Source organism: Sphingomonas oleivorans (assembly GCF_003050615.1).
In the GTDB taxonomy this organism is placed as follows: Bacteria; Pseudomonadota; Alphaproteobacteria; order Sphingomonadales; family Sphingomonadaceae; genus Sphingomonas_H; species Sphingomonas_H oleivorans.
Window position 1 is genome coordinate 295,489 of sequence record NZ_NWBU01000010.1, and the last position, 22,467, is coordinate 317,955.

Annotated in this window: 19 protein-coding genes; 14 read left to right on the forward strand and 5 right to left on the reverse strand. The window is 65.4% G+C overall.

All coding sequences use genetic code 11. The features are described from left to right. Positions 1-6 precede the first annotated feature (6 nt). Positions 7-831 carry an alpha/beta fold hydrolase gene (locus tag CLG96_RS12725; RefSeq protein ID WP_107968346.1) on the reverse strand — a complete coding sequence of 275 codons (825 nt, stop codon included), beginning with the start codon at positions 829-831 and terminating at the stop codon, positions 7-9. Positions 832-975: 144 nt separating this feature from the next. On the opposite strand from CLG96_RS12725, the gene CLG96_RS12730 reads away from it, so the two are divergent. Both CLG96_RS12730 and CLG96_RS12735 read left to right on the forward strand, forming a co-directional pair. Further along, positions 976-1,578 carry a TetR/AcrR family transcriptional regulator gene (locus CLG96_RS12730; RefSeq protein ID WP_107968347.1) on the forward strand — a complete coding sequence of 201 codons (603 nt, stop codon included), beginning with the start codon at positions 976-978 and terminating at the stop codon, positions 1,576-1,578. Continuing rightward, on the forward strand, positions 1,575-3,047 hold the full coding sequence (locus CLG96_RS12735) for an AMP-binding protein (RefSeq protein ID WP_107968348.1): 1,473 nt from the start codon (positions 1,575-1,577) through the stop codon (positions 3,045-3,047). The genes CLG96_RS12730 and CLG96_RS12735 overlap by 4 nt, the downstream gene beginning before the upstream one ends. 22 nt (positions 3,048-3,069) lie before the next feature. On the opposite strand, the gene CLG96_RS12740 is transcribed toward CLG96_RS12735, so the two are convergent. After that, positions 3,070-4,380 (reverse strand): MFS transporter, encoded by a 1,311-nt coding sequence (locus tag CLG96_RS12740; RefSeq protein ID WP_107968349.1) that lies wholly within the window; start codon positions 4,378-4,380, stop codon positions 3,070-3,072. A gap of 276 nt (positions 4,381-4,656) precedes the next feature. Between CLG96_RS12740 and CLG96_RS12745 the strand changes: the two genes are divergently transcribed. The 3 genes from CLG96_RS12745 (at position 4,657) to CLG96_RS12755 (ending at position 10,040) form a co-directional block, all read left to right on the forward strand. After that, the gene (locus CLG96_RS12745) at positions 4,657-6,249 is read left to right on the forward strand and encodes a flavin monoamine oxidase family protein (RefSeq protein WP_120308480.1); all 1,593 of its coding nucleotides are present in this window, start codon (positions 4,657-4,659) and stop codon (positions 6,247-6,249) included. A 219-nt stretch (positions 6,250-6,468) separates the two neighbouring features. Next, positions 6,469-8,817, forward strand: a complete 2,349-nt coding sequence (locus CLG96_RS12750) for a TonB-dependent receptor domain-containing protein (protein WP_107968351.1) — start codon at positions 6,469-6,471, stop codon at positions 8,815-8,817. After that, the gene (locus tag CLG96_RS12755; protein WP_107968352.1) at positions 8,817-10,040 is read left to right on the forward strand and encodes a dipeptidase; all 1,224 of its coding nucleotides are present in this window, start codon (positions 8,817-8,819) and stop codon (positions 10,038-10,040) included. The genes CLG96_RS12750 and CLG96_RS12755 overlap by 1 nt, the downstream gene beginning before the upstream one ends. A 55-nt stretch (positions 10,041-10,095) precedes the next feature. Here CLG96_RS12755 and CLG96_RS12760 read toward each other — a convergent pair whose 3' ends face one another. Beyond that, positions 10,096-10,455 carry a DUF5335 family protein gene (locus tag CLG96_RS12760; protein WP_107968353.1) on the reverse strand — a complete coding sequence of 120 codons (360 nt, stop codon included), beginning with the start codon at positions 10,453-10,455 and terminating at the stop codon, positions 10,096-10,098. A gap of 227 nt (positions 10,456-10,682) precedes the next feature. On the opposite strand from CLG96_RS12760, the gene CLG96_RS12765 reads away from it, so the two are divergent. Beyond that, entirely contained in the window at positions 10,683-10,937 is a 255-nt protein-coding gene (locus CLG96_RS12765; protein ID WP_107968755.1) for a hypothetical protein, read from the forward strand. A gap of 5 nt (positions 10,938-10,942) precedes the next feature. On the opposite strand, the gene CLG96_RS12770 is transcribed toward CLG96_RS12765, so the two are convergent. Further along, complete coding sequence (locus CLG96_RS12770) at positions 10,943-12,028, reverse strand: Gfo/Idh/MocA family protein (RefSeq protein ID WP_207796685.1); 1,086 nt, start codon at positions 12,026-12,028, stop codon at positions 10,943-10,945. Positions 12,029-12,196: 168 nt separating this feature from the next. On the opposite strand from CLG96_RS12770, the gene CLG96_RS12775 reads away from it, so the two are divergent. From CLG96_RS12775 to CLG96_RS12810, 8 genes are all read left to right on the forward strand, one after another. Next, positions 12,197-13,258 (forward strand): LLM class flavin-dependent oxidoreductase, encoded by a 1,062-nt coding sequence (locus CLG96_RS12775; protein WP_107968354.1) that lies wholly within the window; start codon positions 12,197-12,199, stop codon positions 13,256-13,258. Positions 13,259-13,393: 135 nt separating this feature from the next. After that, entirely contained in the window at positions 13,394-14,650 is a 1,257-nt protein-coding gene (locus tag CLG96_RS12780) for an MFS transporter (RefSeq protein ID WP_107968355.1), read from the forward strand. 18 nt (positions 14,651-14,668) lie between these two features. Further along, positions 14,669-16,231 carry a sulfatase family protein gene (locus CLG96_RS12785; protein ID WP_107968356.1) on the forward strand — a complete coding sequence of 521 codons (1,563 nt, stop codon included), beginning with the start codon at positions 14,669-14,671 and terminating at the stop codon, positions 16,229-16,231. Between the two features lie 99 nt (positions 16,232-16,330). Then, a complete protein-coding gene (locus CLG96_RS12790; protein ID WP_107968357.1) occupies positions 16,331-18,646 on the forward strand; it encodes a TonB-dependent receptor in 2,316 nt (771 codons plus the stop codon). Between the two features lie 265 nt (positions 18,647-18,911). Continuing rightward, positions 18,912-19,649, forward strand: a complete 738-nt coding sequence (locus CLG96_RS12795; RefSeq protein ID WP_107968358.1) for a DUF4198 domain-containing protein — start codon at positions 18,912-18,914, stop codon at positions 19,647-19,649. 34 nt (positions 19,650-19,683) lie between these two features. Continuing rightward, positions 19,684-20,064 carry a hypothetical protein gene (locus tag CLG96_RS12800; protein ID WP_107968359.1) on the forward strand — a complete coding sequence of 127 codons (381 nt, stop codon included), beginning with the start codon at positions 19,684-19,686 and terminating at the stop codon, positions 20,062-20,064. A 62-nt stretch (positions 20,065-20,126) separates the two neighbouring features. After that, positions 20,127-20,852, forward strand: coding sequence for a HupE/UreJ family protein (locus CLG96_RS12805; protein WP_107968759.1), 726 nt, complete (start codon positions 20,127-20,129; stop codon positions 20,850-20,852). After that, complete coding sequence (locus CLG96_RS12810; RefSeq protein ID WP_107968360.1) at positions 20,849-21,454, forward strand: hypothetical protein; 606 nt, start codon at positions 20,849-20,851, stop codon at positions 21,452-21,454. The genes CLG96_RS12805 and CLG96_RS12810 overlap by 4 nt, the downstream gene beginning before the upstream one ends. 64 nt (positions 21,455-21,518) lie before the next feature. Here CLG96_RS12810 and CLG96_RS12815 read toward each other — a convergent pair whose 3' ends face one another. After that, the gene (locus CLG96_RS12815) at positions 21,519-22,445 is read right to left on the reverse strand and encodes a 2-hydroxyacid dehydrogenase (protein WP_107968361.1); all 927 of its coding nucleotides are present in this window, start codon (positions 22,443-22,445) and stop codon (positions 21,519-21,521) included. Positions 22,446-22,467 lie beyond the last annotated feature (22 nt).

Here is a 22,467-nt window from a genome sequence, read left to right on the forward strand (position 1 = left end):
CCTCCCTCAAGACTGGCCGCCTGCATTCACCGGCAGGTCGGCCGCGAAATCGATTATCATGCGATTAAAGGCTTCGGGCTCCTCGAGCTGGGGCGCATGGCCGGAGCGGGGGAAGGCGACGGCGCGTGCCTGCGGCAGCGCTCGTCCAAGGAAATGGCTGGTTTCGGGCGCATAATATTGGCTCCGCGCGCCATAAGCGATGCGCATCGGCGTGCGGATTTCGGCGAGGCGGTCGCGCAGATCCTGCGCGACGAGCGAGCGGTTGATCGCGGCGACGGCATCCAGATCGACCGTGGCAATCTCCGCCGCCATTTGGGCGATGAGCGGCGCGCGCTCTTCCCCCAGCCCCTTGGCGACGATGGCATTGGCGATGCGGCGGCCGCGCGCGGCGGCATCCTCGTCCGCCTCGCCGACGCGCAGGCTTTCGTCGATCAGGCCGAGATGCCAGTCGCCCTCGTCGAGCACCTTGGGGCCCATGTCGATCGTGATCGCACCGGCGAAGGCGGGGGCCGCGGGCCCGAGCAGCACATGCCACAGCACCATCGCGCCGAGCGACCAGCCGATGCCGATCGCGTCGCGCAGATCGAGCGCCTGAACAAGCTCGGTGACGTCGGCGGCGAGGCGCTCGACCGTCAACTCGCCGCTGGCGGCCGTCCGGCCATGGCCCCGGAAATCCGGCCGGATGATGCGAAAGCGATCGACCAGCGCATCGCGCTGGGGCGCATAGAAGCCGGCATGGGCATTGAGCCCGTGCAGGCAAAGCAGCGGAGGGCCGTGCCCCTCATCGTCATAGACGATCGCCGCGCCGTCACTCGAGGTGAAGATCGGCATCCTCGTTCCCCTGAACCGGATCCGGGATCGTCGTCCCGGTCTCGTTTTCGGAGGTCATATTCGCTCATCCCGAAAACCGAGTCAATGTTCAACTATGGGGCCGCTTGATCCCGCCTTGCCGGCGCGGCAGAAGATCGACAGAGGATGACTGACAGGACACCCAAGACGGAGCGCGGCCGCAGGACGATGCGGCGGCTGCTCGATGCCGCCGCCGCCGAATTTGGCGAGCGGGGCTATCACGACGCCGCGATCACGAGCATCACCCAGCGGGCGGGCGTCGCGCTCGGCAGCTTCTATACCTATTTCGAGGGCAAGGAGGCGCTGTTCCGCGCGCTGGTGCGCGACATGAGCCATGCCGTGCGCTACCATATCGCGCATGAGCTGCGGGGCGTGACCGACCGGCTGACGGCGGAGCGACGCGGGCTGGAAGCCTATATCGGCTTCGTCCGGCGCCATAAGGCGCTCTACCGCATCATCGAGGAATCGCAGTTCGTCGCCGAGGATGTCTATCGCGAACATTATCGCGTGTTCATCGAAGCCTATCGCGACGGCCTGCGCGCCGCATCCGGCCGGGGCGAGATCAGCGAGGGGCAGGATGAGGTGCGCGCCTGGGCGCTGGTGGGAATGAGCGTGTTCCTGGGCATGCGCTATGGCGTGTGGGGCGAGGATATGTCGCCGGCGGAGGTGGCGGAAGCGGCGGGCGCGCTGATCGCGCATGGCCTTGCGCCGCGCAGGGGGGCGGCATGACGATGCTGCCGGATCCGCTCGCACGACGGGCGGAGCTGACGCCGGAGCGCATCGCCTTCGAAATGCAGCGGGATGGGCGCGAGACCAGCTATGGCGCGCTCGATCGGGCGGCGGGACGCGCCGCCGCGATGCTGGCGCGCGAGGGCGTCCGCGCGGGCGACCGGGTGGCGATGCTGGCGCACAACCGGATCGAATTTTTCGAGCTGCTCTTCGCCTGCGCGCGGCTGGGCGCGATCATGGTGCCGCTCAACTGGCGGCTGGCGACGCCCGAGCTCGCCGCCGTGATCGCCGATTGCGAGCCCATGCTGCTGTTCCATGAGGCGGGGCTGGTGCAAGCGGCGCGGGCGGCCGTGCCGGACGGGGTGAGGCTGCGCAGCCTCGACGGCGACTATCTTCAAGGGAGTGGGGAGGGGCTCGGCCCCCGGCTCTCGGGGGCGGACGAATGCTGGTATCTGCTCTACACTTCCGGCACGACCGGCCGGCCCAAGGGCGTGATCCAGACCTATGGCATGGCGCAGGCCAATCATGTGAATGTGCGCACCGCGATCGGGCTTGGCGAGGATGAGGTGACGCTCGCCATATTGCCGCTCTTCCATACGGCAGGGATCAATCTCTACGCGCTGCCGACGCTGTTCGCCGGGGGGCGCGTGATATTGGGCGATTTCGAGGCGGGCGCGACCTTGCGCACGCTGGCGGGCGGGCGCGTGACGAGCATGTTCGGCGTGCCAACCATCTATCAGGCGCTGAGCGACCAGCCGGGTTTCGCGGCGGCGGATCTTTCGCGCGTGCGCTTCTTCGGATCGGGCGGCGGAGCCTTGCCGGAGGCGTTGCAGCGGCGCTGGCTGGAGCGCGGCCTGATCCTGTGCAACGGCATGGGGATGACGGAGACGGGGCCCACCGCCTTCGTGATGGACCGCGCCAATGCGCCGCACCGGATCGGATCGGTCGGCAAGACGCAGCTCCTGCTCCAGGCGCGGCTGGTATCGGGCGGGCGGGACGTGGGGCCGGGCGAGGTGGGCGAGATATGGTTTGCGGGCGCCAGCGTGACGCCCGGCTATTGGCGCCAGCCGGAAGCGACGGCGGCGGCCTTTTCCCCCGACGGATGGCTGAAATCGGGCGATCTGGCGCGGCGCGATGCGGATGGTTTCCATTATGTCGTGGGCCGCGCCAAGGAGATGTTCGTGTCCGGCGGCGAGAATGTCTATCCGGCCGAGGTGGAGGCGGTGCTGCTGCGCCACCCGGCGGTGGTGGAGGCGGCGGTGGTGGGCGCCCCCGATCCGATCTGGGGCGAGGTGGGCCATGCCTATGTGGTGGCGCGCGCGCCCGTGACGGTGGACGCGCTGGCGCGCTTCTGCCGCGAGCGGCTGGCGGCCTATAAGGTACCGCGCGATTTCGGCTTCGTCGCCCGGCTGCCCCGCAACGCGGCGGGCAAGGTGGAGAAAAGGCTGCTGGTCGAGGATGCGCTCTGACGCCCGCTTCTCAATCCGCTCCTCAATCTTCGTGGATCAGGCTGTGGTCGCGCGTGTCGCGCATGCGCAGATAGACGATCAGCGAGATGCCGATCATCCCCGTCACATACCAGTAGAAGCCGCTTTCCAGCCCCTGGCTCTTGAACCATAAAGCGACATATTCGGCCGTGCCGCCGAAGATGGTGTTGGCGAGCGCATAGGGCAGCGCCACGCCCAGCGCGCGGATATGCGCCGGGAAAAGCTCCGCCTTCACCACCGCGTTGATCGAGGTATAGCCCGTGACGATGATCAGCGCGCCGAATACCAGCGCGAAGGCGGCATAGGGGCTGCGCACCGTTTCCAGCGTCGAGAAGATCGGCACGGTGCAGAGGAGGCCGAACAGGCCGAAGCCGACCATCAGCGGCTTGCGGCCGATCCGGTCGGAAAGCGCGCCGGCTACGGGCTGGAGCAGCATGTAGAGGAAGAGCGCGGCGGCGCTGATCTCGGTCGCCGTCTCGCGCCCGAAGCCGGAGGTGTTGACCAGGAATTTCTGCATGTAGGTGGAGTAGGCGTAGAAGGCGAGCGTGCCGCCCGCGGTCAACGCCACGACGGTGAAGGCCTGGGCGGGATAGCGGGTGAAGAGCGCCCAGCCGCTCGATTTGGGCGCGTCGGAGATGGCTGCATTCTTGTAGCTTTCCGTTTCGGCGAGGCCGCGGCGGAGATAGAAGACGGCGATGGCGAGCATCCCGCCGATCGCGAAGGGAATGCGCCAGCCCCAGCTTTCCAGCGCGGCTTCGGACAGCGATGCCTGCAGGATCAGCAGCACGCAGAGCGCGATCAGCTGGCCCGAGATCAAAGTGACATATTGGAAGCTGGAGAAGAAACCGCGCCGGTTGCGGCCCGCCATTTCGCTGAGATAGGTGGCGCTCGCGCCATATTCGCCGCCGACGCTCAGGCCCTGCATCAGCCGCGCGAGCACGAGCAGCGCGGGCGCCGCCCAGCCGATCATGGCATAGCCGGGCGTCACCGCGATGATCAGCGAGCCCAGGCACATCAGCGTGACGGACAGGGTAAGCCCCGCCTTGCGGCCACGCCGATCGGCATAGATGCCCATGATCCACGCCCCGATCGGTCGCATCAGGAAGCCGACCGCGAAGATGGCGGCGGCGTTCAGCAACTGTGCCGTCTGGTCGCCCACCGGAAAGAAGGCCGGCGCGAAATAGAGGGTGAAGGCCGAATAGACATACCAGTCATACCATTCGACGAGATTGCCGGTGGAGCCGCCGATGATCGAGCGGAGGCGGTGGCGGCGATCGCGCTCGCCGGACAGGTCGATGGCGCTCGTGGCCTGCATCCCGGATACTCCCTGAAACTCTTTTACCTAAGTAGGACTATCATTTCGGCGCTGGACAGCTGCCCCGAAAGATGATCCTTACCCAGCCCATAACGAACAAGCGAGCCGGGGTACGTGCCCTATGGCGGATCGTGCCGTGTGCTTCGTTATAACGATGTCAACCGCGGCTAACAGCGGCACAGCTTTGCAGGATGGGACCGGCGCGCGGGGAGTGCGTCGCATGATGACATGTGCCGGTGATCGGATGTTTCGATCGCCGGGAAGAAGGGGTCCCGGATGATTACTCGTCGTAAACTGCTCGGCCGGATCGGCATGATGGGCGGGGTGGGCGCTGCCTATGGCGCGATGCAGGCATTGGGCCTGATGTCCACCGCCCATGCGGAAGGATTGACGCCGCTTCCCAAGGATTTCGGCGCGGGCACGAGCGTGGTGGTGCTGGGAGCGGGCATCTCCGGAATGGTCGCCGCCTATGAGCTGGAGCAGGCGGGCTTCGACGTGACGGTGCTCGAGGCGCGCGATCGCGTCGGCGGGCGCGCCTGGACGGTGCGCGACGGCGACAAGATCGAGATGATCGGCGAGGCGGACCAGACCGCAAGCTATTCGGATGGCATCTATTTCAACGCCGGCCCGGCGCGCATCCCGAGCCATCATCAGGGCTATCTCGGCTATGCCAAGAAGTTGGGCGTGCCGATGGAAGTCGAGGTCAATTCCAGCCGCAGCGCCTTCATCCAGGGCAAGAGTGGCGATCGCCTCCAGATGCGCCAGGCGTCGAACGACCTGCGCGGCCATATTGCCGAACTGCTCGCCAAGGCGATCAACCAGGGCTCGCTCGACCAGGCGCTGACCGCCGAGGACAAGGCCAAGCTGCTGCCCTTCCTCAACCTCTATGGCGATCTCGATCCGAACGGTGCCTATACGGGCAGCCTGCGCGCCGGCTTCAAGACGCTGCCGGGTGCCGATATCGGCGCGTTCGATTCGCCCAATGCGCCGATGGATCTCAAGCACCTGCTCGCCAACGAACAGCTTCCGATGACGCTGTTCGAGGACAATATCTACATGCAGGCGACGATGTTCCAGCCGGTCGGCGGCATGGACCAGCTTCCCGTCGGCTTCGAGCGGGCTCTGCGCAAGAAGGTCGTGCGCAACGCCGACGTGCAGAAGATCCGCAACGGCGCCTCGGGCGTGGAAGTGATGTGGCGCGATCGCAAGAGCGGCGCCACCAGCGCGATCAAGGCCGATTATGTGATCTGCACCATCCCCTTCCCGGTGCTGGCCAAGATCGACGCCAATTTCAGCAAGCCCGTGGCGCAGGCGATCGCGGGCGTGGTCTATGACCATTCGAACAAGGTCGCGTTTGAATCGCCGCGCTTCTGGGAGAAGGAGCAGATCTATGGCGGCATCTCCTTCGTCGGCGGTGAGACCTCGCTGATCTGGTATCCGAGCGCGAAGCTGCACAGCGATCGCGGCATGCTGCTCGCCTGCTACAGCTCGGGCGAGGTGGCCGCGAAGTTCGAGCAGCGGCCGCTTGCCGAGCAGATCGCCATGTCGCGCGCTGCGGTCGAGCGGCTGCATCCGGGCCATGGCGCGGATCTCGTCAATCCGCTCGTCGTCAACTGGCACAAGATCCCCTACAGCCTGGGGCCCTGGCCGAACTGGTATGCCGGCGTAAGCGGACGGCAGGAAGGCCATATCGATACCGAGCCCTTCCGCCTGCTGCACAAGCCCGACGGCCGCGTCTATTTCGCGAGCGCGGCGCTGAGCCAGACGCCGGGCTGGCAGGAAGGCGGCATCCAGTCCGCGCAGGGCGTCGTCTCCGCGCTCGCGGCGCGCATGGCCGCAGCGCCCAGCCGCAAGGCGGCGAGAGGCTGAGGCAAAGGCTTCCCGCGCCGGCTTCCGGCGCGGGAAGTTTATGTTTGTTGCGGCTGCGACGAACCGCGGCCTAGCAAAAGGGGCCGCTCTGCAAGGCGGCGCGTCTTCGCGGGGGAAGACGGAAAATCAAGGGGCGTAGCCGACATGCGCCAAAGGCGCAGCGGTAAAAGCCCGGAAAGCAGCATGGAGAGGATTTCATTCCGAACAAGGGGGGATTCTATGCTGTCCATTCGCCATCAGGCCGCCATTTCGGCCGCTGCACTCGCCATCTGCCTGACGCCGTCCGCAGGCTTCGCTGAGAGTGCCGCCGCTCCGGCTGCGCCTGCCGAGGATGAGGACACTATATTGGTCGTGACCGGCCGCCGCGTGTCGGACGCGTCCGTCGCGATCGGCACCGACCAGACGAGCAACACCATATCGATCACGCGCGAGGCGCTGCTTTCTGCGCCGGCGGGCATTTCGGGCCTGAAGATGCTCGAAGGGCTGCCCGGCTTCAACGTGCAGGCGAACGATGCGCTCGGCCTCTATGAATTCGGCAATTCGGTGTTCGTCCGCGCCTTCAACTTCCAGCAGATCGGCTTCGTGCTCGATGGCGTGCCGATGGGGCGCAGCGACCAGTTCGGCGGCAGTCCGATCTTCCGCTATGTCGAGAATGAGAATCTCCAGCGGGTGACGGCGAGCCAGGGCGCGGGCGATGTTTCGCTGCCGAGCTACGCCTCGCTCGGGCCGATCGTGCAATATATCACGACCCAGCCGGCCGACGATCTGGGCCTGATCGCGCAGCAGACCTTCGGCAGCGACGATTTCCGCCGCAGCTTCGTGCGCGTCGACACGGGCGAGCATGGCGGGCTTTCGGCCTATGCCAGCTATTCGAAGCTCGATGCGGATGTGTGGCGCGGGCCGGGCACGATCGATCGCGAACATGTCGAGGCAAAGATCCGCTACGAGATTGACGATCGTTCGGACGTGACCGCGAGCTTCCTCTACAACGACTATTTCGACTATGATTCCCCGGCGATCAGCATTGCCCAATATAAGGGCACGACGCCGACGCCCGATCCGTTCGGCCGGAAGGGGCGCTATTTCGCCTATCTGGGGACGGTACCGAACCTATCGGTGACGGTGCCCGGCATCCGATATTCGAACAGCCTCTATAATCAATATTTCAAACAGGCGATCAATTCGCGCACCGACTATCTCTATAGCCTGACGGGCAATTTCGCGCCGACCGACAGCTTCGATTTCTCGGTGACGGGCTATTATGAGGATAAGAAGGGCTATGGCGTCTCGCCCGAAGCCTATTCAACGTCGCTAGGCTTGCCGCCTCGGCAGGGGGGAGCGCCAAGCGCCTATACTGCCCAGAAGGACATCGTCCCCGGCCTGTTCGCGCCCAAGGGGCTGCAATATGGCCTGTCGACGATCGAAGGATCGCGCGTCGGCGTCACCGCGCACGGCACCTATCATTTCGGGCCCCATATCCTGCAGGCGGGATTCTGGGGCGAGAATGACGATTATCATCGCACCCAGGCGCGCTATAACCATCAGGACGGCAATCCGGACGGCGCGCCGCTGCTGGGCGAGCCGGTGCATCTCCAGCGCGATTATCGCTCCAGCCGCGAGACGCTGCAGCTCTTCGCCAAGACCGTGCTCGCTTTCGACGAGGAGCGGCTGAAGATCGAGCTGGGCTTCAAGTCGCTCAACATCGATTACAAGATACGCGGCTATCGCAACCCGGCGGACTATATCAACCGGCGCACACCGCGCCTGACCGATCAGTGGAAGGATCATTTCCTGCCGCAGGCGGGGCTGGTCTATAATGTGACGCCGCAGGAGCAGATCTTCGCTTCCTATGCGGAGAATATGGCGTTGCCGCGCGGCGCGGACGATATCTTCTCGGCGGCGAGCCCGATCGTGCCGGGCCCCGCGGCGGAGACGTCCAAAAATTATGAGGCAGGCGTCCGCACCAACCGGCCGACCTTCAACGCCGCGCTCGCGCTATTCTACACCCAGTTCGACAACCGGCTGCAATCCTTCGCATCGCCGGTGCCGGGATCGACGACGACCGAGACTTTCTACCAGAATGTCGGCGGCGTGAAATCCTATGGCGCGGAGCTGAGCGGCGTCCTCAAGCCGCGGATCCTGGACGGCGCGGTCTATTTCAACGCCAATGCGACCTATAATATCGCCAAGTTTCAGGACAATTATTCGACCTTCGCCATCAAGGGCAAAAGGGTGCCGGACAATGCCAAATGGCTGGTGCAGGCGGGCATGACGGTCGAGCCGGCGGACTGGATCGTCGCCAATGTCTCGGCCCGTTATCTGAGCAGCCGCTACAGCAATTTCGTGAATAGCGAGAAGATCGGCGATTATGTCATCGCCAATGCTTATGTCGATATCGGCGATGGATTGAGCTTCGGCCCGCTGAAGTCGGTCAAGCTGCGCTTCAACGTCGATAATATCTTCAACAAGGATTATCTCGGCACGATCAGCACGACCACCAACAGCCCTGCCACCTATCGGCCGGGGCCCGACCGGACCTTCCAGATCAGCATCCGGGGCGAAATCTGATGCATCTCAACTCCATAGCCTTCGCCGCCGGGATCGCGATCCTGGCGGCACCCGTGCCGGCCGCGACGCCCGAGGTGAGCGGAAAGGCGAGGGCGATCCATGAGCGGGTCCTGACGTTCGACACGCATCTCGACACGCCCGCCAATTTCTCGCGGCCGGGCTGGGATTTTGCCGAGGGGCACAGCCTGTCGCGCGATTTCGGGCAGGTGGATCTGCCCCGGATGAAGGCGGGCGGGCTCGATGGCGGCTTTTTCGCAATCTATACGCCGCAGGGGCCGCGCACGCCGGAGGCGACCGCCGCCGCGCGCGACGCGGCGCTGATCCGTGCGGTCGAAATACGCGAGATGGCGGCGCGGCTTTCGGACAAGGTCGAGCTCGCCTTCACCGCCGACGATGCCGTGCGCATCGCCGCCAAAGGCAAGGTGGTCGTCTATCAGAGCATCGAGAACAGCTATCCGCTGTCCGCCGATCTGGGGCTGATGACGACTTTCCATGAACTGGGCGTGCGGATGATGAGCCCGGTCCATTTCCTCAACAATGATTTCGGCGACAGCTCGACCGATCCCAAGGGCCCCGAATGGAACGGCCTGAGCCCGCTCGGACGCCGTTTCGTGGCGGAGGCGAACCGGCTGGGCATCATCCTCGATGCGAGCCATGCGTCGGATGCGGTGCTGGATCAGATGCTGGCGCTTTCGACGACGCCGGTGATCCTGTCCCATTCGGGCTGCAAGGCGGTCTATGACCATCCCCGCAATGTGGACGATGCGCGGCTGATCGCGCTCGCGGCCAAGGGCGGGGTGATCCAGATGAACGCCTATGCCGGCTATGTCGCCAAGCTGCCCGAAAATCCGGAACGCGACGCGGCGCTGAAGGCGCTCTACGCAAAGATGGGCAACCGCCATGACATGACGCCCGATCGCGTCGCGGAACTGGTGCGCGAGCGCGATGCGATACTGGCGCGCTATCCGGGATCGAAGCCTGATTTCGATGCCTTCATGAAGCATATGCTGCATGCGCTGAAGCTGGTCGGCGTCGATCATGTCGGCATCGGGCTCGACTGGGACGGCGGCGGCGGCGTCGAGGGGCTGGAGGATGTGGTCGACATTCCCCGGATCAGCGCGGCGCTGCTCGTGGCGGGCTATACCGAAGCCGATCTCCAGAAGATCTGGAGCGGGAATGTGCTGCGCGTGCTGCGCGCGGTGGAGGCGGCCAAGGCGAAGTGATCGGGGGCGAAGTGATGGCGGCGAAGTGAGGGGCGCCGCCGGAACGGCCCCGCGCTCACTGCTCGGCGGTGTGGGCGCTTTCAGGCGGCGGCAGCATCAGCGGATCGCTGAAGGTCACGATCTCGCGCGTGCCGTCATGATCGACGATCTCGATGCTCGAGAGCGACAGCGCTTCTTCCTCGACATGGATGCGCTGGGGCCTGGGAATCAGATGATCGATGCCTTCGAGGGCGATTTCGAGCACGCCGTCGCGGGGCTCATAGCTGATGCCGATCACGGGCCGGCGATTGGCGAGCCGCTGGTCGCCGAGCGGCAGCGAAACGAGCTCCACGGTCGCCCGGCGGGCGCGCAACGCCCTCGCCACGCGATCGAAGTAATGCTGCCATTCGGCCTTTTCCAACGTGCGGACCGCCATCGACTCTCTCCTCCTCGGCCGGATCGTGCCGCGTCCGGCCATTTTCCCGTTATTTAGGCGGAGTGTCGCGCCGGCTCGCTAATCTGGATCAGGATCGGCCGCGCTTCGCCGCGAAAGCGCGGAGGTCCGTCGGTCCCGTGATGGTGCGCGCCGATGCCGTCACGGGGACGCAACGCCAATCCCTATCGTCAGTTTATCGTCCGGGTTGCGATTGGGAGGACCAGGCGATGAATATTTCCACCGTCAATGTGATCGAGCGTATCGCGCGCGTGCTGGCCGGGCAGCGCCTGAGCGCCAATGCCGAGGGATGCGATCCTTCGGCGGCGGCGCTGGTCGATGCGCAATGGCCCGCCCATGTGGATGATGCCGTTGCCGTCCTGCGGACGATGCGCGAGCCGGATCGGGCGATGGCGGCGGTGGGCGATGTGGCGATCTGGGAACGGATGATCCGGGCGGCCCTCAAGGAGCAGCAGCCGGCCTGACCCGTTCAGTCGCAGCCAAGCTCGCGCATCTCAACCATGCGATGCTCGCGCGCGCTGATCTCCGCGGCCATGCCGATGGCGACCGCCTTGAGGCCGTCCAGGGCGGTGACCTCGACCGGCCCTTCGCCACGGATGGCGCGGGCGAAGGCCGCATGCTGATGGAAGGTGGCGCCATGATGCGAGCCTGCCGCCATGGCGGCCGCATCCACGGCGACATGCTCGCGCTCGACCCGCTTGGCCTCTTCGCGCGGCACGCGAGGGGAGAAGATGATGTCGCCGGGCGGGACGAGCACGTCGAGCCGGGCCCGGTCGCCCGTCGCCGAAATCTCCGCCTCATGCTCCACGCCATCGGCGAACATGCTGAGATCGAGGCAGGCGCGGACGCCGTTCGCGAAATCGACGACGGTATAGCTGTTGTCGATGATGTCCGGCGTCTCGCCGTCATAGCGTTCGTCGAGATGGTTCACATCCTGCCCGCCCGAGCAATAGACGCGCACCGCCTCGGATTCGGTGATCAGCCGCATGAGATCGAAGAAATGGCAGCATTTCTCGACCATCGTGCCGCCCGTGTTGCGCGCGAAGCGGTTCCAGTCGCCGACCTTGACGAGGAAGGGAAAACGGTGCTCGCGCATCGCCAGCATGCGGAGCCGGCCGACACGGCCGGCGCGGACCTGCTCGATGAAACGCGCGACCGGCGGCATGTAGCGATATTCCATGCCGGTCCAGAAGGGCGCCGCATGGCGATCGGCGCGCGCGACGATCCAGCGCGCATCCTCGATCGTCGTCGCCAGCGGCTTTTCGCACAATATGGCGAGGCCGCGATCGAACAGCGGCTCGAGCACCGTACGATGGCTGTAATTGGGTGACGCCACGATGACGGCATCGACCTCGCCCTTTTCGGCCAGTTCCTCGGCCGAGCGGAAGCACGCCGGCGTCTCGCCGCCGAGCGAGCTATCGGCCCAGCCGAGCGAGGTTTCGACCGGATCGGCGATCGCGGTGATGCGCGCGCCGGGCAGCAGGCGGATGTTGCGGATATGCTCGCACCCCATCATGCCCGTGCCGACCACGCCATAGCGGATCATGTCTCCCATCGGCGTCCTCCCTCCATGCTGAACCATCGTGGAGCGGCGGCTAGTTGCCGAAGCGGGCCATGCGGGCAAGGGCATTTGCGGTTCGCGACCGACAACGACCTCTTGGTTGTGCGCGGCGCAGACGCGGTGCTAGCCGGGCGCGACATTCCGATCGGGGGAAGGGCTGCCATGAGCGGCGCATGCGAAATCAGCTGGTTTTCAGCACTTTGCGACGATGATTATGAATTTCTCGGCATTCCGGACCCGGCGCTGCGATCGAGTTGGGAACATTGCCGCGACATCGTCCTGCAGGCCGAGAGCGGCGGATTCGACAATATCCTGCTGCCGTCCGGCTATGCGCTGGGCATCGACACCACCGCCTTTGCCGCGGCGATCGCGACGCTGGTGCGGCGTATCCGGCTGCTGATGGCGGTGCGCATCGGCGAGAGCTGGCCGCCGCAGCTGGCGCGTCAGATCGCGACGATCGACCGGATCCTGGGCGGACGGCTGGCGGTCAACATCATCTCCAGCGATCTTCCGGGCGAGACGCTGGCGAGCGGGCCGCGCTATGCCCGCACGATCGAGGCGATGGCGATCCTGCGTGCGCTGCTCGACGGCAAGCCGATCGACCATGATGGCGACTTCTGGAAGCTGAAGCTCGATCCGCCGCGCGTCTCCACCGTTTCGGGGCGCTGCCCGCAATTCTATTTCGGCGGCCTTTCCGAGGATGCGCGCGAGGCGGCGGCGCAGGGCTGCGACGTCTATCTGATGTGGCCGGACCGGATGGAGGCGGTGCGCGACACCATCGCCGATCTGCGGACGCGCGCGACGCGGCATGGCCGCACGCTGCGCTTCGGCTATCGCGTCCATGTCGTCGTGCGCGAGACCGAGGCGGAGGCGCGCGCCGCCGCCGACCGGCTGCTTTCCCGGCTGGACGAGGCGGCGGGCGCCGCGATCCGGGCCAAGTCGCTCGACAGCCAGTCGGCCGGCGTCCGCCGCCAGGCCGAGCTGCGCGAGGCGGCGGGGAACGAAGGCTATGTCGAGGATAATCTGTGGACGGGCATCGGCCGGGCGCGCTCGGGCTGCGGCGCGGCGATCGTCGGCGATCCGGATCAGGTGCTCGCCAAGCTGCAAGCCTATCGCGCGGAGGGGATCGAGGCCTTCATCCTGTCCGGCTATCCCCATGCGGCGGAGGCCGACCTGTTCGCGCGCCACGTCCTGCCGAGGATCGATCATGGCCCGCTCGGCTGAGCAATAGTTTCTCAACTCGGCTGATAGAAAAACTCTGTAGGCGCGCCGCAAGCCTCTTTCTAAGCTCTTCCCCATGAAGAGGGCAGGCACTCACTATGGCGGGCGGCGTCTGCCGCGCGGGCGGGATGTGACGGCGTGACCCTCTCGCCTGCACGCCGCTGGCTGCTGTTCGCGCTGGTGCTCAGCGCTGGCATCCTCAACCTTGTCGACCGGCAGATCATCGCCGTGCTCAAGCCGACCATCGCGGCCGATCTCGGCTGGAGCGACGATGATTATGGCACGCTCGCAGCATGGTTCCAGGGCGCGGCCGCCTTCGCCTTTCTGGCGACGGGATGGATCGTCGACCGGCTGGGCGTCAAATGGGCGAACCCGCTGGGCGTTGTCGCCTGGAGCCTTGCCGCCATCGCGCATGGCTGGGCGCGGACGATGGGCCAGTTCATCCTCGTGCGCGCGCTGTTGGGCGGAACGGAGGCGATGGGAACGCCGTCCGGCATCAAGACCATCGCCACCATCTTTCCGCCCAGTCTGCGTTCGACCGGATTCGGCCTGTCCAACGCGGTGGGCAGCATCGGCGCGATATTGGCGCCGCTCGCCATCCCGCTGGTGGCGCTTGCCTATGGCTGGCGGGCGGCTTTCGTCATTGCGGGTGCGCTCGGCTTCGTCTGGGCGGCCTGCTGGTTCCTCGTCACGCGGGGATTGAAATTCGACGCGCCCGCGCGGGACAGCGCGACCGCTGCCGATGATGCGCCGGCCTATGGCCCGATCCTGAAGGAGCGGCGGACATGGGCGATCGCGATCGCCAAGGTGCTTTCGGACGCGACATGGTGGCTGATGCTGTTCTGGATGCCCGATTTCTTCCACCGCCAATATGGGCTTTCGGGCACCGAGCTCGGGCCGCCGCTCGCCATTGCTTATAGTGGCGCGGCGTTGGGTTCGCTGGTCGTGGGCTATGCCGCGACGCGTGCGATCCGGGCTGGCCATGGCGTCCTGCGCGTTCGCGAGGGCGCGATGCTCGCCTCGGCGCTCCTTGTCCTGCCGGTGCCGCTGGCGCTGTTCATCGGCGGCTATTGGCCGGCGGTGCTGCTGCTCGCTCTGGCGCTTGCCGGGCATCAGGGCTTTTCCACCACATTGTTCGCGCTGATCGCGGATGTGACGCCGCGCGCGAAGGTCGGCCGCGTCACCAGCTTCGGCGCCTTTTGCGGCAATCTGGGCGGCATGGCGATCGCCAAGATCGCCGGCCTGATCCTGGCCGCCGGCCTGGGCTATCTGCCGCTCTTCCTGTTCGCGGCGATTTCCTATCTGCTCGCTCTGGGCTGGATCAGGCTGCTTCTCCCGGGGCGGCGGCGCGCAAGGGCTGCCGCCAATCCCGCCCTCGCGGCGGCGGCCTGCTGACAAGGAAAGAGGTTATCGATGGAAACGGAACGGCGCGGCGTCCTGCTGGCGAGCGATGGCCCCGGGCGGCCGCACGCCGCCTTCTCCTGGCCGGCCGCGGGCGAGCCCGCCACGCCCGCCTTCGAGACGCGCACGGCCGATCTTGCGCTGCCGCGCAGGGCAGGGGGCAAGCCGCGCAACATCATCGTGATCCTGACCGACGATCATCGATACGATGCGATGGGCTTCATGGGCACGCAGGATTTCGTCCGCACGCCCGTGCTCGATCGGCTGGCGCGCGAGGGCGCGCATTTCCGCAACGCCTTCGTCACCACCGCGCTATGCTCGCCCAGCCGTGCGACGATCTTCACGGGCCTTTATGCGCATCAGCATCGCGTGGTGGACAATAATCATCCGATCGCGCCCGGCCTCGTCTTCTTTCCCGAATATCTCCAGGCGGCGGGCTATGAGACGGCGTTCATCGGCAAATGGCATATGGGGCTGGAAGGCGATGATCCCCAGCCGGGCTTCGACCGCTGGGTGAGCTTCAAGGGGCAGGGCGATTATTGGCCCAATGGCGACGGCCTCAATGTCGATGGCGAGCGGATCGAGCAGGACGGCTATCTGACCGACATTCTCAATGACTTCGCGCTCGACTGGCTGGAAAGCCGGACACGCGAGAAGCCGTTCATGCTGTTCCTCGCGCACAAGGCGGTGCATGCGGAATTCTATCCCGCGCCGCGCCACCTCGGCCGCTATGACGGCGCCAGCTTCCGCTATCCCGAAACCATGACGGCCGGCGTGAAGGATCGGCCCATGTGGGTGGAGAACCAGCGCAACAGCTGGCACGGCGTCGATTTCGCCTATCATGCCGATCTCGACATCGGCGATTATTATAAGCGCTATATGGAGACCTTCCTCTCTGTCGACGAGGGGATAGGCCGGATCGTCGAGCATCTCGAGGCGCGCGGCGAGCTCGACGAGACGCTGATCCTCTATATGAGCGACAATGGCTTCATGTTCGGCGAGCATGGCCTGATCGACAAGCGCACCGCCTATGAGGAATCGATGCGCATCCCGATGGTGGCGCGCTGCCCGGCGCTGTTTGCGGGTGGAACGGTCGTCGACGAGGTCGTCGCCAATCTCGACATCGCGCCATGGCTGCTCGGCGTCGCCGGGCTGGAGGCGCCAGGCTGGATGGAAGGGCGCGATCTGGCGCCGCTGCTGGCGGGCGAGAAGGTCGCGTGGCGGGAATCGCTCCTCTACGAATATTATTGGGAGCGGAACTTTCCGCAGACGCCGACCGTGCACGCCATTCGCGAGGATCGGTACAAATATATCCATTTCCACGGCGTCTGGGACATAGACGAGCTGTACGACCTGCAGGAAGATCCGCTGGAATCGACCAATCTGATCTTCTCGCCTGGCCATGAGGCGATCGTGGAACGGCTGAACGCCAAGCTGTTCGACACGCTGGAGGCGACGGGCGGGCTCCAGATCCCGCTGCCGCGCGATGCCGGCGAGCGGAATATATTGCGCAATGCCGGTGCCGCCGGCCTTGCGCCATTTCCCGCCGACCTTCTGAAGCGCCTCGCGCGCTGACCCCGAGAGCGAGGCAATCGGGCGGGAAAGCAAATCTATCTTTCTCTATCTCATTGATAGACTAATCAGCGAGCCGCATTCCAAAATATTGGGGGGAACATGATCCACATCGTTTCCGGACGTGCGTTCGCGCGCCCGCTCCACGGCCTGTTGCTGACGGGTGTCGCCGCGGCGGCCCTTGCCGCGACGCCGGCCTTCGCCCAGCAGGCGGCGGCCGATTCCGTCGCTGCCTCGGCCAATGGCGGCGACGGCCAGGAAATCGTCGTCACCGCCCGCTTTCGCGAAGAGTCGCTCGCCGACGTGCCGATCGCGATCACCGCGCTCGATGGCGATGCGCTTGCGGAGAAGAATATCAACACGCTCCAGGATATTTCGGCGATCGTGCCGACGGTGGATTTCCGTGCCGGTTCATCGAACAAGGATCGTTCCGTCTTCGTCCGCGGCATCGGTACGATCACGACATCGCCGGGCGTGGAGCCTTCGGTCGCGACCGTTATCGACGGCGTCGTCCTTGCCCGTCCGGGCCAGTCGACGCTCGACCTGCTCGATATCGAGCGGGTGGAGGTGCTGCGCGGGCCGCAGGGAACGCTGTTCGGCAAGAATGCCTCGGCCGGCGTGATCAACATCGTCAGCACCCGCCCGACCGAAACGCTGCGGTTCAATGCGCAGGCGGCCTATTATGAGGGCGACGAATATCGGCTGAAGCTCGGCGCATCGGGGCCACTGGCGAATGATCTGCTCTTCTCGCTGACGGGGCTGCTCGGCGGCTATGACGGCAATGTCGAAAATCTCGCCAACGGCCACACGATCAACGGCTATAAGCGGCGCGGGATACGCGGAAAGCTGCTCGCCCGGCCGACCGAAAGCCTGACGCTCACGCTCGCCGCCGATTATGTGCGGACGATCGAGGATGTGCCGACCGGCCTGTTCGTCAGCACCGATCGGGTCGCCTTCCCGAGCGGCGCCGTCACGCCCAATCCCGCCTTCGCCGCGATCCTGGCGGCCGACGGGATCGTGCCGTCGGCCAACAACCGCAAGGTCCGCTCCAGCTTCGACGCTAGCGTGCGCGACCGCAATTATGGCACGTCGCTCACCGCCGAGCTGGAGCTGGGCGAGCATCAGCTCACATCGATCACCGCCTATCGCGAGTGGAAGAACCGCCAGCATCAGGATTGGGATTCGGTCGCCACCGTCACGCCGGCGATCGCGCAGGGCGAGGATCTGGGCCTCGTCGATTCCGATCAGGTCTCGCAGGAATTGCGGCTGACGTCGCCCAAGGGCGGCTTCGTCGACTATGTGCTCGGCCTCTATTATTTCCGTACCATCACGAACGAGACCTATCGCCGCGACGTCACCCGGATCGTCGCGGGCGCGCCGGTGGCCGATAATGGCGTTGCCGATTATCGGGTGCGGCTGAACAATTATTCGGTCTTCGGCGAAGCGAACCTGAACTTCACCGAGGATTTCCGCGGCATCGTCGGCGCGCGGCTCATCCATGACGACCTGGCCTATCGCCATGCGCGCGTGGCGACCACGGCCACGGGCGTCGCCGGCATCCGCCCTTCCTTCGCCAGCGCGGGCGATACGAAGGAAACGGATTACAGCCTGCGGCTGGGCCTGCAATATGACCTGGCCGAGCGGATCAACAGCTATGCCACCTATTCGCGCGGCTATAAGGGGCCAGCCTATAACGTCTTCTTCAACATGCAGAATTTCGACGTCAATCCGCTCGCGCCGGAGACGTCGGACAGCTATGAGATCGGCCTGAAGGGAAGCGCGCTCGATCGGCTCCTGACATTCAATCTCGCCGCCTATCTCATCAAGTTCGACGGCTTTCAGGCGAATTTCCAGGATAGCTATCTCAACAGCCTGATCACGCGCCTGATCAATGCCGGCAAGGTTTCATCGCGCGGCGTGGAGGGCGATCTTGCGCTCCGCCCGACGAACAGCCTCTCGCTCGGCTTCTCCTTCGCTTATACCAAGGCGCGCATCGACAATTTCCTCTGCCCGGCGAGCGCCGTGGCCGGCACCTGCGCCGATGCGAGCGGCGAGCCCTTCGTCAACGGCCAGCCTTTGCCCTTCGCACCGAAATGGAAATTCCATGTCGACGGGACTTACACGATCCCGATCGGCGGCGCGCTCGGCCTCGAGCTCAACAGCGACTATAGCTATAAGAGCAAGACCCAATATTCGATCACCCAGACCCCCGACACCGTCCAATCCGGCTATGGGCTGTGGAATGCGTCGATCGGCCTGGTGAGCGACGATGGCTGGCAGATCCGCGGTATCGTCAAGAATATCGCCGACAAACATTATTCGCCGTTCATCGGCTATGGCGCGGTGGCGGGCGTGTCGCGTTTCGTGCCGCGGGACAATGACCGTTATTTCGGTGTGAACGCCAGCATCGACTTTTGATCGATCGAATGGAGCGGGGCCTTGGCCCCGCTCCATTCGGACAATGCTCGCGCCGGGCAATGCGTTTCGGCGCCGGCCATCCATCGCCAGCGGTTTTGGAGGCTTTCGGCCCTGCCAAGAGAAATGGTGGGTCATGCTGTATCATGACGCGACCGGCAGGTGATCATGCCGGCCCGACGACAAGAAAAGCGTATTGTTCGGCCGTCCCCGCTTACGGTTGCCTAACAGGAACAGGGCTTGCCCGACCGAAAAGGGGACCGACATCATGAAGAAGATTTCCCGCTTCATCGCTGCCACGCTGCTGGTAGGCATGATCCCGCTTGCCCAGGCCGATGCCCATGGCATCTGGTTCGCCCAGCGTTCGAAGCAGCTGGCGCTGATCTATGGCATTGGCGCCGACGATCTCGATGCCGTGAAGCGCCAGCCGCTGGTGGAAAGCGTCACCGCTTATGATGCCACCTACCAGCCCATTCCGGCCTCGCTGCGCGTCGCGGGCCCGATCCTGCTCGTCGATACGGAGGCGCAGCCGACGCTGGTCGCCGCTATCCTCCAGAACGGCACCTGGTCGCGCATGGCGGGCGGCGAGTTCGAGAAGAAGGGGCGGGACGAGATGCCCGGCGCCGAGCTTGCCGAAAAGACGGTGAAATATGCCGTCACCATCCAGGGGCCGCTCAGCGGGCCGATCCCGGCTCTGCCCGGCCAGGCGCTCCAGATTGTTCCGGCCGGCACGATCCCGGAGAAGCTCGGCACGCCGCTCACCTATAAGGTGCTCTATAACGGCAAGCCGGTGGCGGGCGCACGGCTGATCAACGACATGATCAACGATCCCGATGCGACCGAGGTCAAGACCGGTGCCGACGGCACGGTGACGCTGCCGGTGCGCAACCAGGGGCTGAACGTGATCCGCGCCGTCTATGACGGCCCTTCGGACAATCCGAAGAAATATGATCGGATCGAGCATACCGCCACGCTCGCCTTCACCCTGGCGCATGCGCCGGAATGAGCCGTCGAAGGCTCACGCATTCAGGAGATATGTGATGAAGAAGTCGGTTCTTTCGCTCGCTCTTGCCTCGCTCCTCGCGATCGGCGCGCAGCCGGCGCTGGCGCATGGCAATATGAAGCCCCAGCATGGCGGCCAGGTGCAGATGGTGGGCGAGACGCTGTTCGAGCTGGCCGTCACCCCGGCCGGCGCCGCCCTCTATGTCAGCGAGGATGACGAGCCGGTGAACAGCGCCGCGATGACGGCGAAGCTCAGCATCACCGCGGCCGGCAAGAAGCAGGATGTGGCGATGACGCCCGCCGGCGCCAACAAGTTCGAGGCCAAGGGCGTGAAGCTCCCCAAGGGCGCCAGCGTTGCGGTCATGGTCATCGACAAGCAGAGCCAGGCCCGTTCGGGCGCCACCTTCGCGGTCAAATAAGCATGAAAGGAGCCTTCCGCGGCATCGGCCACGGGGGGCTCCGCTCTTTCGGGGGGCAGGCCATGGGTCGTTCCATCACCGCGGCCGGAACATTCGGCCGCGCCTTTCTAACGCTTGCGGCGTTCGCAGTCATGGCCGGCTCCGCCGGAGAGGCGCTCGCCCATGGCGTGGCGGAAGGCGATAAAGCGTTCATCCAGAACAATCCCGGGGTGAACATCATCCCTTATATCTATCTCGGCGCCAAGCATATGGTGACGGGATATGATCATCTCCTCTTCCTGTTCGGCGTCATCTTCTTCCTCTATCGGCTGAAGGACGTCGGCAAATATGTGACGCTGTTCGCGATCGGGCACAGCACGACCTTGCTCGCCGGCGTGATGTTCAACATTCACGCCAACGCCTATCTCGTCGACGCGATCATCGGCCTGTCGGTGGTCTATAAGGCGCTCGACAATCTCGGCGCCTTCCCGACGCTGATCGGCGTCCAGCCCAACCAGAAGGCGGCGGTGCTGATCTTCGGCTTTTTCCATGGCTTCGGCCTCGCCACCAAGCTGCAGGATCTGGTGGTGTCGCGCGACGGGCTGTTCACCAATCTCGTCAGCTTCAATGTCGGCGTCGAGATGGGCCAGTTCATGGCGCTCAGCCTCATTCTCATCCTCATGACGGCGTGGCGGCGCAGCGCCAGCTTCGGGCGCAGCGTCGTCATCGCCAACGGCGCATTGATGTGCGCCGGCATCGTCCTCACCGGCTATCAGCTCGCCGGCTTTTTCACGGAGCAGACGCTATGAGCACGGTCCCCTCCAGCCTTCCCTATCAGACCTCGCCCCGCACCCTTGCGCGCGCCTCGCTTGCGGCGCTGGCGGCGGGCGCGGCGATCGTCACCCTGTTCGTCCTGCCCGCCGAATATGGCATCGATCCGACCGGGATCGGCGGCGCGCTCGGCCTCACGCGCATGGCTGGCGGCGAAGCGGATGAGGGAGCCGACACGCCCGCGGTTCCGGCCGCGGCGGCAGCTCCCATCCCCGAGCAGAACCAGGCCAGCATCGCCAAGGCGACGCCGCTGCGTTCGGACGAGAAGGTGCTGACGCTTGCTCCCCATAGCGGCATCGAGGTCAAGGCGCGGATGAAGACGGGCGATCATTTCGTCTTCCGCTGGCAATCGACCGGGCCGGTCCGCATGGACATGCATGGCGAGCCGACGCATGGGCCCGAGGGCGAATTCTCGACCTATTGGAAGCAGAAGGATCTGAGCGAGGCGCAGGGCGCGTTCACCGCGCCCTTCGACGGCACCCATGGCTGGTACTGGCGCAATCGCGGCGAAACGCCCGTCACCATCAGGATCAAGACCAGCGGCTTCTACACCGAGCTGTTCGAGCCGCCGGCCGAATAAGCCTCAGCCATTCCGCATGACCGACGCCACCGCAGCCTTGCTTGCGGTGGCGTTTTCATTTGGCTCAATAACCCAGCGTGCGGGCGATCTCGCCCGTCATGGGGCGGCCGGCGCGGTGCGCGCGGATATTGGCGATAAGCATCCGCGCGGCGCTGTCCGCCTGGGTCATCGCGCCGACATGCGGGGTGATGACGATCCTGGAATCGCGCCAGAAGGGATGGTCGGGCGCGGCCGGCTCCTGCTCGAGCACGTCGAGCATCGCCGAGGATAGGCGTCCCTCGTCGAGCGCCGCCAGAAGATCGGCTTCGACGAGATGGCCGCCGCGTCCGGCATTGACCAGCATCGCGCCCTCCGGCAGGCGGGCGAAGAGGTCGCGGCTCAATATGCCGCGCGTCTCCTCCGTCAGCGGCAGCATGCACAGCAATATGTCGGTTCGCGCGAGGAAGGCGTTCAGCCCGTCCTCGCCCGCAAAGCATTGGACGCCGGGAATATCATGCGGCGACCGGCTCCAGCCGGCCAGCGGAAAGCCGAAGGGGCGAAGCGCGGCGAGCGTAGCCCGGCCGAGCTGGCCCAGCCCCATGACGCCCACCCGCCGCTCGGCCGCCGGCACCAGCCGCAGCGGCGCCCAACGCGCTTCCTGCTGGGCGGCCCGATAATGGGGCATGTGGCGATGCAGGCTCAGCACGGCGAGGCAGGCATATTCGGTCATGCCCGAAACGATGCCGGGCTCGACCATGCGGACGACCCGGACATGGCCCGGAATGCGGCTGAGATCGAGCTGATCGATGCCGGCGCCGATCGAAAAGACCACTTCGAGCGCGGGCAGTTCGGCGAAGGTCTCGGCGGGCGGCGCCCAGGCGGCGAGATAGCGGATCGCGGCCGGATCGCCCATGTCGGGCCAGAGATGGAAGGCGATGTCGGGCGCCTCGGCGGCGAACAAGGCTTGCCATTGTCGGCCGCGCTGCGGATCCGCCCGGTAAAGAAGGCTCATATCGCCCCTTGTCGATGAAATT

Bases quoted from the DNA above. Each gene is read 5' to 3' on its own strand.
- CLG96_RS12725 (WP_107968346.1), bottom strand. From the start codon at position 831: ATGCCGATCTTCACCTCGAGTGACGGCGCGGCGATCGTCTATGACGAT.
- CLG96_RS12730 (WP_107968347.1), top strand. From the start codon at position 976: ATGACTGACAGGACACCCAAGACGGAGCGCGGCCGCAGGACGATGCGG.
- CLG96_RS12735 (WP_107968348.1), top strand. From the start codon at position 1,575: ATGACGATGCTGCCGGATCCGCTCGCACGACGGGCGGAGCTGACGCCG.
- CLG96_RS12740 (WP_107968349.1), bottom strand. From the start codon at position 4,380: ATGCAGGCCACGAGCGCCATCGACCTGTCCGGCGAGCGCGATCGCCGC.
- CLG96_RS12745 (WP_120308480.1), top strand. From the start codon at position 4,657: ATGATTACTCGTCGTAAACTGCTCGGCCGGATCGGCATGATGGGCGGG.
- CLG96_RS12750 (WP_107968351.1), top strand. From the start codon at position 6,469: ATGCTGTCCATTCGCCATCAGGCCGCCATTTCGGCCGCTGCACTCGCC.
- CLG96_RS12755 (WP_107968352.1), top strand. From the start codon at position 8,817: ATGCATCTCAACTCCATAGCCTTCGCCGCCGGGATCGCGATCCTGGCG.
- CLG96_RS12760 (WP_107968353.1), bottom strand. From the start codon at position 10,455: ATGGCGGTCCGCACGTTGGAAAAGGCCGAATGGCAGCATTACTTCGAT.
- CLG96_RS12765 (WP_107968755.1), top strand. From the start codon at position 10,683: ATGAATATTTCCACCGTCAATGTGATCGAGCGTATCGCGCGCGTGCTG.
- CLG96_RS12770 (WP_207796685.1), bottom strand. From the start codon at position 12,028: ATGGGAGACATGATCCGCTATGGCGTGGTCGGCACGGGCATGATGGGG.
- CLG96_RS12775 (WP_107968354.1), top strand. From the start codon at position 12,197: ATGAGCGGCGCATGCGAAATCAGCTGGTTTTCAGCACTTTGCGACGAT.
- CLG96_RS12785 (WP_107968356.1), top strand. From the start codon at position 14,669: ATGGAAACGGAACGGCGCGGCGTCCTGCTGGCGAGCGATGGCCCCGGG.
- CLG96_RS12790 (WP_107968357.1), top strand. From the start codon at position 16,331: ATGATCCACATCGTTTCCGGACGTGCGTTCGCGCGCCCGCTCCACGGC.
- CLG96_RS12795 (WP_107968358.1), top strand. From the start codon at position 18,912: ATGAAGAAGATTTCCCGCTTCATCGCTGCCACGCTGCTGGTAGGCATG.
- CLG96_RS12800 (WP_107968359.1), top strand. From the start codon at position 19,684: ATGAAGAAGTCGGTTCTTTCGCTCGCTCTTGCCTCGCTCCTCGCGATC.
- CLG96_RS12805 (WP_107968759.1), top strand. From the start codon at position 20,127: ATGGGTCGTTCCATCACCGCGGCCGGAACATTCGGCCGCGCCTTTCTA.
- CLG96_RS12810 (WP_107968360.1), top strand. From the start codon at position 20,849: ATGAGCACGGTCCCCTCCAGCCTTCCCTATCAGACCTCGCCCCGCACC.
- CLG96_RS12815 (WP_107968361.1), bottom strand. From the start codon at position 22,445: ATGAGCCTTCTTTACCGGGCGGATCCGCAGCGCGGCCGACAATGGCAA.